Source organism: Taibaiella sp. KBW10 (assembly GCF_003852495.1).
Classification (GTDB): Bacteria; Bacteroidota; Bacteroidia; order Chitinophagales; family Chitinophagaceae; genus Edaphocola.
This window is the reverse complement of record NZ_QAJI01000005.1, coordinates 577,561-594,923: the sequence shown is the minus strand read 5'-3', so window position 1 is coordinate 594,923 and position 17,363 is coordinate 577,561. Positions and strand designations below refer to the sequence as shown.

Genomic DNA, 17,363 nt, shown 5'->3' with positions numbered 1-17,363 from the left:
ATTATAATTCTACGGCGATGGTTTTATTACTTTTCACCTGAAATTGCTTCATCTGTTCTGATCCGTCTTTAAAGAAATAAACCTGATATTGTCCCGGCAGAAATTCGATTTTTTGCGCTTCGGGATTTCCGTTCAGGCTCATATCATAAAAGGGCTCAAAATTACTGCCGTTCAAGTAGTAAAATTGCACTTTACCTTTCATATTGGTATTGGTAATCTGTACTGTTCCGGGCTCCGGGATCTCCACAATATGGGTTTGCATAAAACTCAGTTCCGGAATATAAGCCATCGTCGGCGGCAGGGTGTTGATCTCGATATGATATCTTCCCGGCTCGTACTCTACAAAAGAATCGCAGGCTTGCTTGACCACCGGAGCCGATTCAAAACGATTGCTCACTAAGGCAGTAAATTCGCTTACGGGACGGCTTTTATTACCTCTGTATTCAAACTTAATAGATCCGGAGCTTACCGTTACAACGATTTTATCGGTAGTATTGGGTTCAATAGTTACGGTAGCGGATTTAAAATAAGTGCCCGGCTTGGTAATCTTGTAGGTGCCCGGTGCAATTTTGATGGGTTCCGGTTCTCCGGTCGATTTATTGATATAACGAAAACTCGACTGTACCACTTTTTTGGCATTGACATCATAAAAATCTATGCTGGGCTCTGTTTTATAGAACTTACCTTTCCCATTGGTAAAATAGACCAATACTTTTGTGTCTTCCGATTTTTGCTTTACGACCGTGATCGGGGCATCTTCTTTGGGTGTGGGCGGGGGATTATTTTTCTGCGGTTTTACTTCTTTGGGCACAACCGTTTTTTCGGGCTTAGGGACCACGGCTACTGTCTGCGGCTCTTCCGGAGCAAACCTCACTTTTCCTAAAGTTGTTTTTATCCTGCTAGACCTCGCTTCAGGAAACACCATGATATTGGGGATGCGTTGCACTTTTGTCAGCTTTCTCAGGCTAAACAAAGGCATTTGTTGTAGTACGACAGGTACTTCTATATCTTTTGAAAAGTCCACTTTCGCCAGCATCGGAGTCTGTCTGGTACGCTTCAATACAGGCTTTGAGATCAGGTTATTGATACGCTGTATTCTGCTCAGCCGTTTCAGGTTGAATAAAGGAGTAAGGGAGCGGGCAACTAATGGTTCTTCTATATCTTTTGAAAAATTGACCAGAGGCAAATCCCTTTTATATACGTATGGTCTAGGAACCGGAGGCTTAATAGGGCTGCTCTTGATCTCCATCCGATTAAACCATTTGCTGGGTATATTGCTGATCTGAGACCCGGTAGGTACTTTAAGATAAATCAATGCTTTTTCCAGTTCGGAACGCCTTTGCGCATTGGGGTTAATCAAATCTGCGCCTCTTTTGGTTACTGTAGGGGTATCGATGACATCATTAGGTTTGGTGGTCACTAAATTACCATCATTCCGTTCAAACATGATTCTATTATCATCTACAATAGTTTTGATGGCCGGATTTACCTGAGCAGGAGTGGCTACCGTAAGAAATTTACCGAAACAGTCGTACTCGCCTTTTAAAGGTGCATAGTCTACCAAGCTCAGGATATAAGGCTTAAAGGTAATGCGGCCGCTTAATAGTTTTCGCACGGTTTCACAAACATTTCCGCCACAGCTCTCCCCCCCATCGGTAAGCAGGATAATACTGTACGCATACCGGTCACTGGATATAAAGTCTAGGTCGGCAGTTTGCTGCAACGACCAGGCAATGGGCGACACGCCTCTTGCGGACAAGTCTCGCAAACGCGCTTTGATCTGTTCTATATTTTGGGCAGAAAAGCTTACTTCAAGCTTACTATCATAACAGTTTTTAGCGGACATCGGGTATTGGTGTCCGAATACCCTTACGCCAAACTCTACATAGGGGTTAACGCGCTGAATGCTATCTACAATATTGACAATAATACGGCTGGCCGCAGTAAAACGCGGGGTATTGGGTTGCCAGTCATCCAGCATACTGCTGGAGCCGTCCAGCAAAAATAAAATTTTTACGGGCTTGGATTTTTGTGCATAACTATAACCACTTGCAGCACATAACAAAACCAATAAGAAAAATATTCCCTTGCTAAAACGATTCGAAACCCTATTCACTATTGCAGATTTTTTTTAATATCGGCAAATTACATCATTTCTGTAGTATGCCCATAAAATATTGAACTTTGATGTTGTTAAATTGATATTTTTGCAGAACGTATTCATAAAGATTTGATTTAGACATAAACATGATATTTACCTCCAAACTGATAGAAGATGCTGTAGAAGCTTTTTGTAAATTACCGGGTATTGGCAAGAAAACTGCTTTGCGCATGGTCTTGCATTTACTAAAAGAGCAGGCTGAGGTGACCACGATGTTTACAGAACGTATTCAGCGAATGCGTGAGGATATCCGTTTTTGCAGGGAATGTAACAATATTGCCGATGCAGAAATCTGTAGTATTTGCGAAAACCCTTCCCGTAACCGTGAGCTGATTTGTGTGGTTGAAAACTTCCGGGATCTGATCACGATTGAGAATACGGGGCAGTTTAGCGGTGTATACCACATTTTGGGTGGCTTACTATCTCCCTTGGAAGGCATCGGTCCTGATCAATTGTACATTGGCCAGCTGGTGGAGCGCGTACACTTGCATCAGCCAAAAGAGCTGATCATGGCTTTGAGCCCTACCATCGAGGGAGACACGACAGTATATTACATCAGTAAATTATTAAAAGGCGTAAATGTATTAATCTCGGGCATTGCCCGTGGGGTGGCTTTTGGCGGGGAACTGGAATATACAGATGAGATTACTTTAGGTAAGGCCATTGCCAAGCGCCTGCCGGTCGATATTTTACAGCATTAATATTTTTCTGTATGACCTTTAATATACTTATTCTCCTGGCTATTATCTTTGCATATGGTGTGTTTAGCTATATGAAGCAGAAAAGCCAGGCCAGAAAAGAGCAACGCCAAGAGCGTTTACGCGAAAAGCAGGAAGCCTTTATGCAATCCCTTCGGGACAATGTAGCAAAACATAAAGAGGAACAAGCTGCTTCGGATTAATATATCCTTTTCGACACCTTATCTTTTATTTGTACCAAACCGGGCTTTAAACCGGGCGTAAAGCTACCTACTACATGTGCTAACTGCAATGCTTTGGCACCACCGGAAGTAGCCCAGCACAAAAGTTTTTCTTCGGATATATGGGGATAATGCTCCTGTATTTTCAACACCTCATCGTAGATATTCAAGGTATGATTGGAGGCCAGGCTATCGGTACCCAAGCAGATGTTCAGACCGGAATGTGCCAGCATTTCTATATCAGGCAGGGTTCTCTCTATATACCAATTGGCATTGGGGCATAAGCACAGCGATGCTTTATAGCCACCGGCATGTATAAAACCAAGGTCTTCTTGCGACATGAAGGTGTTATGCACTAAAATAAAAGGATGCGCGGTATCGAAATAAGGCAAATAGGTCTGTAGCGATGTTTTGCCGGAAGGCTGAAAATAAGTATCATCGATCCTGAGCGCTTCATACAATTGGTGCATACCGGCTGCTTTGTCCTCAAAATAGGCATTTTCTGCAGCAGTTTCTTCATTATGAATAGAGATCAGGCTAGCTGATTCAAAGGAATTAATAAGCCCGAAAAGGGTCTCTGATACAGAATAGGGTGCATGTGGCACAATAGACTGTCTTAAGGTATAGCCGTGTTTAGCAACGGTTTGTTCCTGGTATTGCCGGTATATCTGCTCAGAATACGCAAAACGTTGCGCCGCGGTCGGCGGGATAAAACCCATTGTTTCCACAAAAGTATGGATGTGCATCTGTGCTTCCGGACGGAGCGCAACAAGATCGAGGGTGTTGGCAATATCTCCTACTGCGATACATCCGCTATCTTGCAAATCACTCATCGCCTTCAGGATGGCTTCTTTTTTTTCTATGTCATTGTCACTTCTGTGCAGCACAACCTTTCCCAAAAACGCCACCAGACCGGTATCTTCCGGAATAAGCCCTTTGGTATGCGACAATTCCAAATGGCAATGTGCATTCACAAAAGCAGGCGCTAAGGTTCCACTGTAATGTACCACTAAGGTATGGTCTATCTCTTCGGCAGGTACCGCCTTCACGAAGGTACCGTCTTCTTCAAAAACCAATACAGAGGGCATGGTGATCCATTGGTATCCGTCATGTATACGGTCTGCACTATAGTACTTCATCTTACAAATTGCGCTTGATTCGTTCCAGTTTTTCTTTCAGGAACGATAATTTATCTTTTAAATCCACTTGTGCATTTATCGCTTGTTTGCTATGCTTCAGCTTCTCCTTTGCTCCTTTAATCGTGTGTCTTTGTTCCTTCACCAGATGATGGATCAATCGCAATTTGGCAATATTAGCCGGATTAAATAAGCGGTCTCCCTTGCGGGTTGTCCGTACTTTAAGGCTAAACTCAGTCGTCCAGAACCGGATATGGGATACATTGACGCCAAACATTGCCGCAACTTCACCGATACTATAATATTTATCTTCAAGGTTAAATTCAGGCAAGGGCACAAGAGGTGCATTTGAACTTGCTGCAACCGCCTCTTCTACTATATTTTCTTCTTCTGAAACGCTTTCCTCATCGGTCTCTAATACCGCTTCAGTCGATGGTATTGCTTCCGCATCCTTATCATTTGACGGTTCGAAGGTGAGCCCTGCATAAGCGGCATAGTGCATCGCTACCATTTCGGAAAACATAAGCCGGTCCAAATCCTGTACCGGTTGATCTTGTATGGGGGCAACAGAAATTTCCTGTTCAGACGTTTCAGCCGCTTCTTCCTCCGGAATTTCAAAGGCAATATTACCCGGCACTGCAGGTATAGCGATTTCCGGTTGTGCCTCCTCATCCAATTCTTCAATCTCTTCACTGTCAGCTACTGCGACGATCTCTTCCGGTGTTTCGATTACCGGATCGGCCTCCAATAAGGGCGCTTCTTCGGGAATCAGTATAACTTCTTCTTCGGGAACTTCGGCTATAACCGCATTTTCGGGTACCTCTTCTATTACCTCATTTTCTGCTGCTGCTTGTGGTGTTTCAGGATTGGCCGCTATTACAGCAGTCTCTTCTGTAAGCGGCAGCACTTCTTCTTCCGGTATTGCTGCGGCCACGGTATCCTCAGTTGGATCTATGGCAACAATCTCTTCTATAATTTCACTTTCGGCTTCTTCCGGTAATCTTTCTTCTTCTGATCGCGCATTTGCCGGATCAGCCTCCATTACAGGTGCTTCTTCTGTATCAGGTAGGATCACTTCTTCTTCAGGCACTTCGGACAGGGCATCACTTACCTCTTCAGCCGATTCCGGAGCATCGGTTGTCTCTTTGTTTGCCGCAGTATTTTTCTTGGTTTCTTTTTGTGGCGGGGGCACATAGTAATCCTCATCATCAAAAAGTGTGGGCATTTGGCTCATTGCACAAATTTAAGATGAATTATGCAATACTCCTCATAGATCGCCGGCTTGTTTTTAAATTTATTGTTTAGATAATGTAATATCTAAGTCCTTATTTAATAACATTATAGACAAAATAAGGGCGCACCTGCGGTGCGCCCTTATGCTTATAGTTTAACTTAGCAGGTAAGAAATATCTTCTTTGGTTAGTTTTTTCAGGAAAGCGCTGTCATCCGCAATCAGGTCTTTCACCAAGTTTAGTTTGCGTTCCTGTAGCATCATAATCTTTTCTTCGATTGTGTCTTTACAGATCAGGCGATAGGCAAAGATACTTTTGGTCTGCCCGATACGGTGCGTACGGTCAATCGCTTGCTGCTCTACTGCAGGATTCCACCATGGATCTACAATATATACATAGTCGGCCGCAGTAAGGTTAAGCCCCACACCACCGGCTTTTAAGGAGATCAGGAACACACGGCAGTCTTCACTATTCTGGAATTCATTAATGGCTTTTTCCCGCTCTGTCATGGAAGTACTACCATCAAAATAGACATAAGGAATACCCATTTTCTCCAGCTGTTCCCGGATCAGTCCCAACATACCCAGGAATTGAGAGAAGATAAGGGCCTTGTGGTTACTGGTATTTTCACTGATCTCACGTACGAGTTCATCAATCTTCACCGAATGGTTTTCAAATTTTTCGGCTTCGTTCAGGATCGCAGGAGAATCACAGATCTGACGAAGTTTCATCAAACCGTGCAAAATGCTCATCTGTGCCCTTTCAATCCCTTTGGCCTCGATCTCGCCCAGTATTTTGGAACGGTATTCGGAGCGATAGGCATCATATATCTTCCTTTGTTTCGTCCCCATTTCACAGAAGAGTACCATTTCTACTTTTTTAGGCAGATCTGGTGCTACCTGCTCTTTGGTACGGCGTAACAAGAACGGATAAATCATTTTGCGCAATTGCACTTTTACCTCTTCTTCCTGATTTTTATCGATCGGGTTGGCAAATTCATTTCTAAAGAAATCAATAGAACCAAACATGCCCGGATTTAAGAAGTTCATCTGTGCATACAGGTCAAAGGTATTGTTCTGTACCGGTGTACCACTCAAGGCCAGCCTGTTTTTGGCTTGCAATTGTAAGGCCGACTTGGCCACCAGAGAAATAGGGTTTTTGATGGCCTGCGATTCATCCATCACCACATAATCAAAATTGATCTGTGACAACATCTTAATATCGCTGCGTAATGTACCATAAGTGGTAATAATCACGTGGACAGGATCAAAATCCGATATAGCACTGTTCCGCTTAGACCCATGATGCATCATGCTTTTAAGGTCGGGCGTAAATTTCTTCAACTCACTTGACCAGTTATGCATCAAAGAGGTCGGACAGATTACTAAAAATTTAGAATCCGGATTTTTATTCTGATAGGACTGTAAGAAGGTCAGGGTTTGCAGGGTTTTACCCAAACCCATATCATCCGCCAAGATACCACCCCATCCTGTTTCATTCAGGAAGGTAAGCCATTGGAAGGCTGCTTTCTGGTATGGCCTTAAGGTTGCATATACATTGTCCGGTATTTCTATCGGTACATTCTCATCAAAAGTATAATTGATCAGGCGCTCTTTCTTTTCATAAAGATCCTGTAATTCTTCATTTTGCCCCAGTTCTTCCTGTATTCCTTCCAATGCGGAGAAGTGGAATTTCTTCAGGCGCACTGTTCCGTCTTTCACCTGGCCCAATTTCAGCATCAGGGCATACTTGTCCATCCACTCATCGGTAAACAAGCCCATACTGCCGTCTTTCAACTGCACATAGGTTTGCTTTTTGGTCAATGCTTTTTTCACTTCATTCACCGATACCAGCTGATCGCCAAAGGACACGCTCATCTCTACATCAAACCAATCGATCCCGCTCTTCATATTCAGATTGGTGATCGGTTTATGCGGATTGATGCGCATCTGTTTCAGGTTTTCATAACCGATAATCTCTACCTGATGCTCCCGCAGGGTATCCATAAAATGGAAATACCAGCTTCCTTTCAGGGCCTCGGCAGCCATGAGCAAAAAGGACTGAGACTTACGGCTTTCCTGCATGGAAGGATGCAGGTAACGCAAGAGGTTCAGGAAGGTTTGTTCCGCTGCTTCATTACGCTCATACACCACAACTTTCCCTTTCTTGGCACTTACGGCAGAGGAGGTATCTAACCAATGCTTTTCGATACCATCGTATGAGAAAGCCGGTTTAAAGGCCATCATTTTATCCGATTCTTTCAAATAGAGTCTGTACTTCGGTTCTTCCGAAATCACGCGCTCTTGTAGTTTTTCATGAAAATGAATGGTCGTCTTAGCAGACAGGGGCAGTAATACTTTTTCCAGGTATTCGGGCCACTCTGTCTTATTGATATGCATCACACCCGACTTATCGAATTTACTGATGATATCAATGGTATCAACATTTCCGATCGTGTGAAAGGTATGGTTGTATAATACTAAACCTGCATTCAACAATTCCAGCTCGCTTGTTTCCAGAATATTGTCTCCGATACAGATCTGCAAGGCAACATTCACGCCGGTTTTGAAGGGGCGTACATCAATATGCGCTGTAAATACCTGTTCGCTGAAATTACACTTAATCAAATCCTGCAGCTTTGTGCTGTTCGGCTTTTTGGTATAGTATATAAAAGGATAATCTTTGTATTGGGCAAAAAGCCTTTGATAACGGGGAATAGTGAAATCCCAGACTTGTTGTTTCAGGTCATTATTGGGATTATTGCGCAGATCTTTATCCACACCATCCAGAAAATCGCCGAAAGGCGAGTTTTTCTTCAGCCACTTTACTAATTCGTCCGGGCTCTGCTTTCGCAGGGCGGTAATCAGTATTTTCTCTCTGTCATCTAAATAAATGGGGTCGATGTATTGCGTGTATTGTACAAGCTCAATATTACGTTCATAACCATCTGTATTGGCATTGGGCACACCGGCCACCAGCTCAAAAGAGGAGTATGGGTAATAGTCGCTGGCATTGCGCACCAATACGCCCAGTTTTTTGCGTTCTTCTTTTATGGTATTAACCGGTTCTTTCTTCGCTTCTAATACTGGTCTGCTCCCGGCGTTATTAAAATCAATTTTTTTAATGGTCTTATCCAATACGCGCAAAAACGGCTTGCCTTCATGATAGGAAAACTCAAATTTGTTGGTCAGATCGTCGTCTACAGTAAAGCCATACAGAGCCAGCAGCTTATTTTTCTGGGTATCCCAGTTGCGCAGCGAACTAAAATAATTTGCGCCGTGCCTATAGAGAATTTCCAGGAATACGGCCACCTTATGGATACATAAAGGGTAGCTTTTCTCTGTACAACTACAAGTCGTATCGAAATAGCGCTCTTCATTTTGTTTGATGATTACCGTAAATTTCCGGGATTCATCATCCGTGACATCAGCTCTTACCGCTTCATCCTTCGCCTCAATGATATTGATCCTGTTTTCAGCATACCAGTCTTCGGCTACTGCCGTAATGGTTTCTGAAGAGAACAGTTTCAGGAAATTGCCGGTAATCTGGCGCATACGCACGGTGGTATGTTCCTGATTATAATCAATGTGTGCATGTTCAAAAAAGCCACTTTGCAGCAAATCGTTTAACTGGAATAATGCTGCAGCCTGATGACGGCACACCGGTCCCATATTATAAGGGCACTGGCAGCGCATAGAAAGTTTACCCGGCTGTAAATAGTTATTAACTGTTACCTTGTAAAAATTATTGTACACATCATTCCGTACACGAAACGCCACCTGTTCGGTGAGCGGATCATTTTCAAGCATTTGCACCCCTGAAGTATGAAAAATTTTCTTTCCTCTACGGATTACTTCATCGGTAGCGTTGTGATAAATATGTTTGAGTAGTTCGGGTAAGGACATGAGATAAATTGGACCAAAAAAAGCAAGCGACAAAGTTAGGTAAAAAAGCTGGCATAAAGATCATTAAAATACAGGCGGCAACTTATGCTGCTTAGAATTAGCATTATTTTATTATTTTAGCAAGCTAATCATAACAAATATGTCGCAACAGCAAGATGCCCTTTCGGGGGTTCCCTCCCAGAAAGGACGTAACCATCCTAAAGGCCTACCCTTCTTATTTTTAACAGAAATGTGGGAACGCTTTGGTTATTACCTGATGCTGGGTATCTTTTTATTATATATGATCGATACTAAGAATGGCGGCTGGCAGTTTCCTGATGTAAAAGCAGAGGATATTTTCGGTACGTTTATCGCCTTTACTTATTTAACGCCTTTCCTAGGTGGCTTTTTAGCAGACCGGAAACTGGGCTATATCAATTCGGTGTATATTGGTGGGGTACTTATGGGGCTTGGCTATATGGGCCTAAGTGTTCATAGTGAAGGGGCTTTTTATTCTTCTATCGCTTTAATCGTTATTGGTAATGGTTTTTTCAAACCCAGTATCTCCACGCTGCTCGGTAATCTTTATTCGGAGGAGCAATATATCGCCAAAAAAGATGCCGGCTTCAATATCTTTTACATGGGCATCAATATCGGTGCGTTCGTCTGTAATATTATTGCTGCTTTTATGCGCAATAAATACGGCTGGAGTGCAGCCTTCCTTACAGCGGGTATCGGTATGTTCGTGGGGCTGATAGTCTTCAGCATTGGCCTGAAGCACTACCGGCATGCCAATATCCTTAAACCGACAGAGAAGGGCGATATCGGCATCTCACAGGTCTTGTTATATGTATTTCTGCCCGCAATGGTCGTTGGGGCTATCGGATGGATTATTCCCGGTAATATTTTTGGCAGTGACAGTTCTGATGCCTTCATCTTTGCCTGTGTTCCGGTCATAATCTTCTTTATCAGTCTTTATGTACGCGCCAATGGTAACGATAAGCGGCCCATTGCGGCCCTGCTCGCCATCTTTGCGGTAAGTATCATGTTCTGGGCTGTCTTTAAGCAAAACGGCACAGTATTGACCCGCTGGGCTAAGTATTATACCGATCGTCAGGTGACGGGTGGTGTAGAAGATGCAGCCAATAAATTGTACCTGGCCGAAAGCATTCCTTCTAAAAAGGATAGCGTGACTTTATATGATGCACAGTTCAGGGCACAAAAAGATGATCATGGAAAAGTAATTAAAGTGGTGGATCATGATGTTTACTTCAAAAATGCACCTGCAGATAAGATCCCGACTGATGGTCAACCGATTTCGGTCATGAATACAGAGCTCTTCCAGTCGATCAATCCGTTTTGGGTCGTGGCGCTGACCCCTTTGGTCGTGGCATTTTTTAGCTTCCTAAGGCGTAAAAAGAAGGAACCGACAACGCCGGCGAAAATTGCCTGGGGTATGTTTATTTCGGCCCTATCCGCTTTAGTCATGGTAGCCGCAGTATATTATAGCCATAATGGCCTGGAAAAGGTATCTGCCTTGTGGCTGATCGGTTGTTATGGGGTTATTACGGTCGGAGAGTTATTTTTAAGTCCAATGGGCTTATCTTTGGTGTCTAAATTGAGCCCGACACGATTAACAGCCCTGATGATGGGTGGCTTCTTCCTGTCTACCTCTATCGGGAACAAACTGAGTGGTATCCTGGCGAATACCTGGTATAAGTACGATAATAAAGCGAATTTCTTTATTGTAAACTGTGGTTTACTTTTAGTTTCGGCTGCTATCGGTTTTGTTTTATTGAAGTGGCTTAATCAGGTAATGAAGGAAAAAGGCGTTAAATAAATATACAGACATCTCATAAAAATAAGCAATCATGAAAAAAGGATTCGTCATATTGATAGGACTACTTTTAAGTATCAGCGCGCTTGCGCAGGATCGATACAGCAGCGGCGGACATAGTAGTAAACCTAAAAGCAGCAGTGGCGGCTTTGATCCGCAGCGCCTGGTCATGGGTGGCGGCTTTGGTTTAGGATTTGGTAGTGGCTCTTTCAATGCCAGTATCTCTCCTTTGGTAGGGTACAAGCTTACGAATAACCTGATGGCCGGTGTCAGTATCGGATATCAATATTTCCGGGAGAGTAACTATACCACGTTTTACAATACAACGACGAGCCGTTATGAAAACTATCCCAGAAGATATTCTATGTTCTCTCCGGGGGCTTGGGTACGTTATAACCTGTTCAGCCAGTTTTTTGTACAGGCGCATTTTGAATACCATATTTCTGATGTGAAATGGACGGAAGCGGCCACTTTAGGTGGTGGATCGGGTAAAGAATCGGTTAAGGCAAATTATTCTATCCCGACTTTGCTGGTAGGCGCAGGATACCGCCTTCCGGTTTCGGAAAGAATAAGCCTTTATCTGGGCTTATATTATGATGTACTACAAAAGAGTACCTTACAAACCGTGACCAGCTCTAACGGTCGCCAAGGACAGGTAGGCAGCCCTTACTATGGGGCGCTACAACCGGTGATTGGTTTCGGTATCGGTTTCTAATTCCTATTTTTCCCATAAAAAGAGTACCAATGTTTTGGTACTCTTTTATTTATAATTCAAGCTATGAATGCTACACTTTTACTTATCATCATTATTGCCTATTTCGCATTGCTCTTAGGCGTTTCGTTTTACACCTCCCGAAATTCTAATAATGAATCTTTTTTTATTGGCAACCGGAATAGCAACTGGATGCTGGTGGCCTTTGGTATGATTGGCACCAGCCTGAGTGGTGTGACCTTTATATCCGTACCGGGTACGGTAGGTAAGATGACTTCCGGCGCTTATGCTTTTGGCGGCTTTGAATATTATATGATGGTGATCGGGTTCTTCATCGGTTATTTCATTGTAGCGGCTATTCTGCTGCCTTTATATTACCGGATGAACCTCACCTCTATCTATACTTATCTGGGCAAACGATTTAATGTAGAAGCCCATAAAATAGGATCGATATTCTTTATCATTTCCCGGAGTATTGGTGCCACTGCGCGTTTGTATCTGGTGGTGAATGTATTGCAGCTGTTCTTATTGGAGCCCCTGGGTATCCCCTTCTGGGCCACCTCTTTGATCTTGCTGCTGATGGTCTTGCTCTATACTTTTGAAGGCGGCGTGAAAACGATTGTAATCACGGATACCCTGCAGACTTCTTTTATGATCATCAGCCTGCTGGCCTGTATCATCTACATTTTATCTCACCTGGATCTTTCTGTAGGAGAAGCGTTCACACAACTCTCTAAAAAAGATTATACAAGGCTGTTTAATTTTGATATCAATTCTAAAACATTCTTCTTAAAGACGATACTGGGCGGGATGTTTATCACTATTGCCATGACGGGTTTGGATCAGGAGATGATGCAAAAAAACATTTCTGTAAATAATGTCAAGAACGCCAAAAAGAATATGCTCAGTTTTGCCGGCATCCTGCTGGTGGTGAACCTAGCCTTTCTATTTCTCGGTGGATTGCTTTATTTATATGCACAACAACAGGGCGCATCTTATACCGCAGAGGGTTTTATATTAAAATCTGGTGGGCCGAGTGTCATGGGAGATGATCTTTTCCCGGCCTTATCCTTACAAGGACATTTCCCTATGATTATCGCCATCATCTTTATCATCGGCCTCATTTCGGCTTTATTTCCGTCTGCAGATGGTGCCTTAACCGCTGTGACCAGTTCTTATTGCGTAGACCTTTTAAAACTGAATGAGGACACGACTAAGACGGAAAAACAAAAGAAAAAACTGAGGATGCGCATACACCTGGTTTTCACGGTGCTCTTTTTTATCCTTATTATGGTCTTCAAAATGATCAACAATAAATCGATTGTGTATCTGATTATGGAGGTTGCTGGCTACACCTATGGACCTCTGTTGGGCCTGTTTGCTTTTGGTATTTTCACGAAAAGGGAAATCGTAACCAAATATGCAATTCTGTATGTTACTTTACTGGCACCGGCGATTACTTACCTCATCAATTATTTGGTCACGAACTACAGTGCCTATAAGATAGGCGTAGAACTGATTATCCTCAATGGCCTGATCACCTTTATCGGTCTGTATATCGTAAGCCGGAAACCGAAATTAGCCTAACAAAACAAAGATTGTTTTTCATTAGAATGCCCCCAAAGATTTTTGGGGGCATTTTTTTTCATTAAAAATACATGGTAATCCTTATTTCATCCTAAAGAGAGGAGCACAACTATGTGAAAGCCGCGATGAGCTTATTTATATATCGCTTATGTACACCAGCATGTTTCAACAATTACACAATAGCCATAGGTGTACATAAGCGGGCAACGGATCATATGGAGTTTCCAAAAGGTTATTTTATTATCATACATCGACACTATCGATGGGCGTCAAGGATTTCCGGTGGTTAGTTATCCATATCCTAAAGTAAGCCTCCGGCACAGGTATTTGCACCAGGCTCCTCATTTCCTCTTATAGAGACATTCGCCTAGCGATGTACGACGGGCTGCTTATGCCCGCTATTTTCTCAGCGCAGTTGATTAGCCATAAAAAATAAGCCCTTCTCTTATGGAGAAGGGCTTATGGAATATTTATGTTCCTTTAAGGAATATCTTATTTACGTTTTTTTGATGCTCTGAATTGATTACCAGATGGTGCATCTAAAATAGTGCTTCCTAATCTATCCATTACACAACGGAAACCGGTTGTAGAAGTAGGTTGGTTTGATTGTTGGAAACGTCTTGTACCAGGGCTTAACCAATAGTAATTATCATCCCAAGAACCACCTTTGATTACGCGGCTGTCATTATTAACCAGGCTTTGTTTGCCATAGTCATAACGGTATTGGCCTTCGTTCTCTAAAACACCTCTGTTATCTGCTTTTTTATAGTCTCTGTTATATTGACCTGCTAAATCGGTAGAATCAATATCCGCTACTACTAAACGGCCTAAGCTGTCTTTTTCAGAAATGGTATAATCGCTTTCTCTTTTCGTTTTTGTAAATTCGTTACCTACATATGGGCGACGACCTGCAAAATCTTGTAAAGAAGTAGCACGATATACATCTAAACACCATTCGTTAACGTTACCAGCCATATTGTACAGACCGTTAGCATTAGGTAAGTATTTATGTACATCAGCAGGACCATCAGCATTATCGTTCAAACCACCGGTTACACCCATATAGTCTCCGCTTCTGCGTTTGAAGTTCGCCAGCATTTCACCTTTTTGAGCATTTTTCTCTTGGTATCTTACTGAACGAATATCTCCCCAGGTATTGGATTGACGATCTGTAAAGGCTTCTTCACCACGGCTACGTTTTGTACGGGCAGAAGGGTTATTGGCAATAGCACCTAAAGCGGCAAATTCCCACTCAGCTTCTGTTGGCAGACGATAGTTAGGCAATAACATACCATCAGCGTAGTTGGTCGCTCTAGACCCGGAACCCGTAGGATCCAAATCTCTTTGCTTGCTTCTACCGGTAGCACCTAAATATTGTCCGTTTACGTATGTTTCAGAAGTAAATACATCTTCATTTACCTGATTAGGATTTTTCTTCAACAAACCATTTTTCATCAGGATTTGCTCATTAACCCTGTCAGAACGCCATTTAGCATAATCATTGGCCTGCATCCAGGTTACCCCTACTACAGGATATTGATCATACGATGCATGGTTGAAATAATATTGCACGTAAGGCTCATTATAAGACAATGCAGAACGCCAAACGGTTTCATCCGGTTTCGCTTCATCTACAACATCCGGATAATCGGCGCCATAAGCACGTTGCAACCAATAAATATATTCACGGTAATGAACGTTTGCCACCTCTGTTTCATCCATGTAGAAAGAAGAAACGGTTACTCTGCGTGGTGTATTATTTCTAGTATAATACAAGTCCTCATCCGTTTGACCCATTGTGAAGCTACCACCTTCGATAAATACCAATCCGGGACCGGTTTGCATACCTTTGTAATTCTGTGCGGCGGTAAAGCCACCCAAACGGGAATCATTATAATTCCAGCCTGTTTTTTCAGAGACCCCTCTTCCTTTATTAGAAGAGCATGATGTCAATACTGTAGCGAAACCTACACTTAGCAAACTAATACCAAATATTGCTCTTTTCATCTGTTATTAATGTTTATTTTACATTGTTTCGATAAAAATTATACCGAAAAGCGATACAATAATATAACTTTCTTTTAGAAATGCAAAGCCTTTGCTAATATTTTCTAAAAATTTTTCAAATTTAACCAACTGTGTTATCAGGACTTCTGTCACGACCTCACAATATTAGTTATTATGGAACAAAAAAACGATAAATAAACTAAATTATTTATCGTTTTTTATTGGTCAATTATATGGGTATTCCGATTTTTTATCTTCTTGAGCCCCTATCCATGCCACCTCCCGAAGGTCTTGAACCGTTATCGCTGCGCGTATTGTTCATTTGGCGTTCCGGTGGTGCAGCCGTTCTGGTTTCTGAACGTTGCACGCTAGGTTGTGCATTGTATTGTCTTTGTTGTTGCACTTGTTGTGGTTGTGCACGTTCTACGCTTCTAGAAGGTGCCGGTTGGCTGATCACTCGATTATTGTTTTGTACAGGCTGTGGTGCCGGCGTATTCATGCGGCTACCTCTGTCATAACTATTATTAGAACCAGGTCTCGAACCATTGTTATTGTTCATATTTGGTGTGGGCGTGTATGTACGCGTACCTCTGTCGTAACTATTAGAACCGGGTCTTCCACCATTATTATTATTCACATCGGGTGTCGGCGTAGTTGTACGCGTTCCTCTGTCATAACTACTAGAACCGGGTCTTCCACCATTATTATTCACATCAGGTGTCGGCGTAGTTGTACGCGTTCCTCTGTCATAATTACTAGAACCGGGCCTTCCGCCATTATTATTCACATTAGGTGTTGTCGGATTTGTACGGGTACCTCTGTCATAATTATTAGAACCCGGCCTTCCACCATTATTGCTATTTCTTACTGGAGTTGTGGTCGTTTGTCCGGTACCTCTGTTGATGGTTTGTACACTTCTGGTATCTATTCTTGTACTGTTACTGCGTACCAAATTGCTTACATTAGGACGGTACATATCAATATTATTACCTCTTACAGAAGAGCGGCCACGGGTATTTCTTTCGCCTAAATTATAGACGCTGACCGGACGGCGCACAGAACGTTCTACATCACCCCTGCTTGGTCCCACAATATAATTGCGGCCACCATAGTTGTTATAATTATTAATTATCGTGGTGCTATTGTAAATGTTATACATGTTACCACCATTGTGGTAGCGACCATAGCCACCGGTATAGTAGATATTTCCCTGAGGCACAAAAGTCCACCAACTCATAGGCGCATTGAAGCCCACAGACATGCTGATACTGATGCCGGGACCTAATGGTGCCCAACCATAATAACCACCACCGCTACGCCAGTTTACCCAAGCAGGGCCCCATTCATTTCCGGGAATCCACAACCAGCCATAGTATTGGTTATAGGTCCAGCGGCCATAGTGGAATGGCGCCCAACCCCAGTTGTAATTACTCATCCAGGTATTACCATATTGTGTCATGGCCCAGTACCCATTGGTTTGGTAAGGTGTGAAATCACGGCCTACGCGAGGCGACCATACCATCCCATATTGAGGATCCTGAAACCATTGTCCGTAAGGAGAAAGATCATCATAGAATGCGGAATAATCATTGTTATAACTGGAGTAACCATTATTGTTATAATTATCATCACCATAGTTATTGCCATTATTATAACCATTGTTATAACCATTATTATAGTTATCATTCGTGTATTGCGCATGCGCCTGTTCTGTACTTAAGCCGAGTAGGGTCATCATGCCCAAACCGGCCGCTAAGGCGTATCTTCTGTATGTGCTGAATAAGGTGCTCATGGTATTATATTTTAATTTCGTTTTGTAAATTTTCTTTTTATAAATACATAGACGCAATAGGGCTTCCTAAGTTTAGTGTATCCTTAATAATAATTC

11 protein-coding genes are annotated in these 17,363 nt (G+C 42.7%); 5 read left to right on the top strand and 6 right to left on the bottom strand.

From position 1 onward, the window contains the following. Position 1: 1 nt before the first annotated feature. The gene (locus DBR32_RS13000; protein WP_124636767.1) at positions 2–2,116 is read right to left on the bottom strand and encodes a vWA domain-containing protein; all 2,115 of its coding nucleotides are present in this window, start codon (positions 2,114–2,116) and stop codon (positions 2–4) included. Positions 2,117–2,247: 131 nt separating this feature from the next. Here DBR32_RS13000 and recR point away from each other — a divergent pair, with 131 nt between their 5' ends. Further along, entirely contained in the window at positions 2,248–2,862 is a 615-nt protein-coding gene (gene recR, locus DBR32_RS12995; RefSeq protein ID WP_124636766.1) for a recombination mediator RecR, read from the top strand. 11 nt (positions 2,863–2,873) lie between these two features. After that, a complete protein-coding gene (locus DBR32_RS12990) occupies positions 2,874–3,062 on the top strand; it encodes a hypothetical protein (RefSeq protein WP_124636765.1) in 189 nt (62 codons plus the stop codon). Here the strand turns inward: DBR32_RS12990 and DBR32_RS12985 are convergent. From DBR32_RS12985 to DBR32_RS12975, 3 genes are all read right to left on the bottom strand, one after another. Further along, positions 3,059–4,219: an amidohydrolase family protein gene (locus DBR32_RS12985; protein ID WP_124636764.1), complete on the bottom strand. Its 1,161-nt coding sequence runs from the start codon at positions 4,217–4,219 to the stop codon at positions 3,059–3,061. The two genes, DBR32_RS12990 and DBR32_RS12985, sit on opposite strands and share 4 nt — an antisense overlap. A 1-nt stretch (position 4,220) precedes the next feature. Further along, positions 4,221–5,450, bottom strand: coding sequence for a MerR family transcriptional regulator (locus DBR32_RS15655; RefSeq protein WP_199724484.1), 1,230 nt, complete (start codon positions 5,448–5,450; stop codon positions 4,221–4,223). 153 nt (positions 5,451–5,603) lie between these two features. Continuing rightward, on the bottom strand, positions 5,604–9,353 hold the full coding sequence (locus tag DBR32_RS12975; protein ID WP_124636763.1) for an SNF2-related protein: 3,750 nt from the start codon (positions 9,351–9,353) through the stop codon (positions 5,604–5,606). 139 nt (positions 9,354–9,492) lie between these two features. On the opposite strand from DBR32_RS12975, the gene DBR32_RS12970 reads away from it, so the two are divergent. From DBR32_RS12970 to DBR32_RS12960, 3 genes are all read left to right on the top strand, one after another. Then, positions 9,493–11,172 carry a peptide MFS transporter gene (locus tag DBR32_RS12970; protein WP_124636762.1) on the top strand — a complete coding sequence of 560 codons (1,680 nt, stop codon included), beginning with the start codon at positions 9,493–9,495 and terminating at the stop codon, positions 11,170–11,172. Positions 11,173–11,203: 31 nt separating this feature from the next. Next, the gene (locus tag DBR32_RS12965) at positions 11,204–11,884 is read left to right on the top strand and encodes a hypothetical protein (protein WP_124636761.1); all 681 of its coding nucleotides are present in this window, start codon (positions 11,204–11,206) and stop codon (positions 11,882–11,884) included. Between the two features lie 63 nt (positions 11,885–11,947). After that, positions 11,948–13,468, top strand: a complete 1,521-nt coding sequence (locus DBR32_RS12960; RefSeq protein ID WP_124636760.1) for a sodium:solute symporter — start codon at positions 11,948–11,950, stop codon at positions 13,466–13,468. 492 nt (positions 13,469–13,960) lie between these two features. Here the strand turns inward: DBR32_RS12960 and DBR32_RS12955 are convergent, their stop codons facing one another. Both DBR32_RS12955 and DBR32_RS12950 read right to left on the bottom strand, forming a co-directional pair. Further along, positions 13,961–15,475 (bottom strand): SUMF1/EgtB/PvdO family nonheme iron enzyme, encoded by a 1,515-nt coding sequence (locus DBR32_RS12955; protein ID WP_124636759.1) that lies wholly within the window; start codon positions 15,473–15,475, stop codon positions 13,961–13,963. Positions 15,476–15,725: 250 nt separating this feature from the next. Continuing rightward, positions 15,726–17,267, bottom strand: coding sequence for a DUF6600 domain-containing protein (locus DBR32_RS12950; RefSeq protein WP_124636758.1), 1,542 nt, complete (start codon positions 17,265–17,267; stop codon positions 15,726–15,728). Positions 17,268–17,363 lie beyond the last annotated feature (96 nt).

Excerpts from the sequence above, each read along its gene's own strand:
- recR (WP_124636766.1), top strand. The coding sequence starts at position 2,248 with ATGATATTTACCTCCAAACTGATAGAAGATGCTGTAGAAGCTTTTTGT.
- DBR32_RS12990 (WP_124636765.1), top strand. The coding sequence starts at position 2,874 with ATGACCTTTAATATACTTATTCTCCTGGCTATTATCTTTGCATATGGT.
- DBR32_RS12985 (WP_124636764.1), bottom strand. The coding sequence starts at position 4,219 with ATGAAGTACTATAGTGCAGACCGTATACATGACGGATACCAATGGATC.
- DBR32_RS15655 (WP_199724484.1), bottom strand. The coding sequence starts at position 5,450 with ATGAGCCAAATGCCCACACTTTTTGATGATGAGGATTACTATGTGCCC.
- DBR32_RS12975 (WP_124636763.1), bottom strand. The coding sequence starts at position 9,353 with ATGTCCTTACCCGAACTACTCAAACATATTTATCACAACGCTACCGAT.
- DBR32_RS12970 (WP_124636762.1), top strand. The coding sequence starts at position 9,493 with ATGTCGCAACAGCAAGATGCCCTTTCGGGGGTTCCCTCCCAGAAAGGA.
- DBR32_RS12965 (WP_124636761.1), top strand. The coding sequence starts at position 11,204 with ATGAAAAAAGGATTCGTCATATTGATAGGACTACTTTTAAGTATCAGC.
- DBR32_RS12960 (WP_124636760.1), top strand. The coding sequence starts at position 11,948 with ATGAATGCTACACTTTTACTTATCATCATTATTGCCTATTTCGCATTG.
- DBR32_RS12955 (WP_124636759.1), bottom strand. The coding sequence starts at position 15,475 with ATGAAAAGAGCAATATTTGGTATTAGTTTGCTAAGTGTAGGTTTCGCT.
- DBR32_RS12950 (WP_124636758.1), bottom strand. The coding sequence starts at position 17,267 with ATGAGCACCTTATTCAGCACATACAGAAGATACGCCTTAGCGGCCGGT.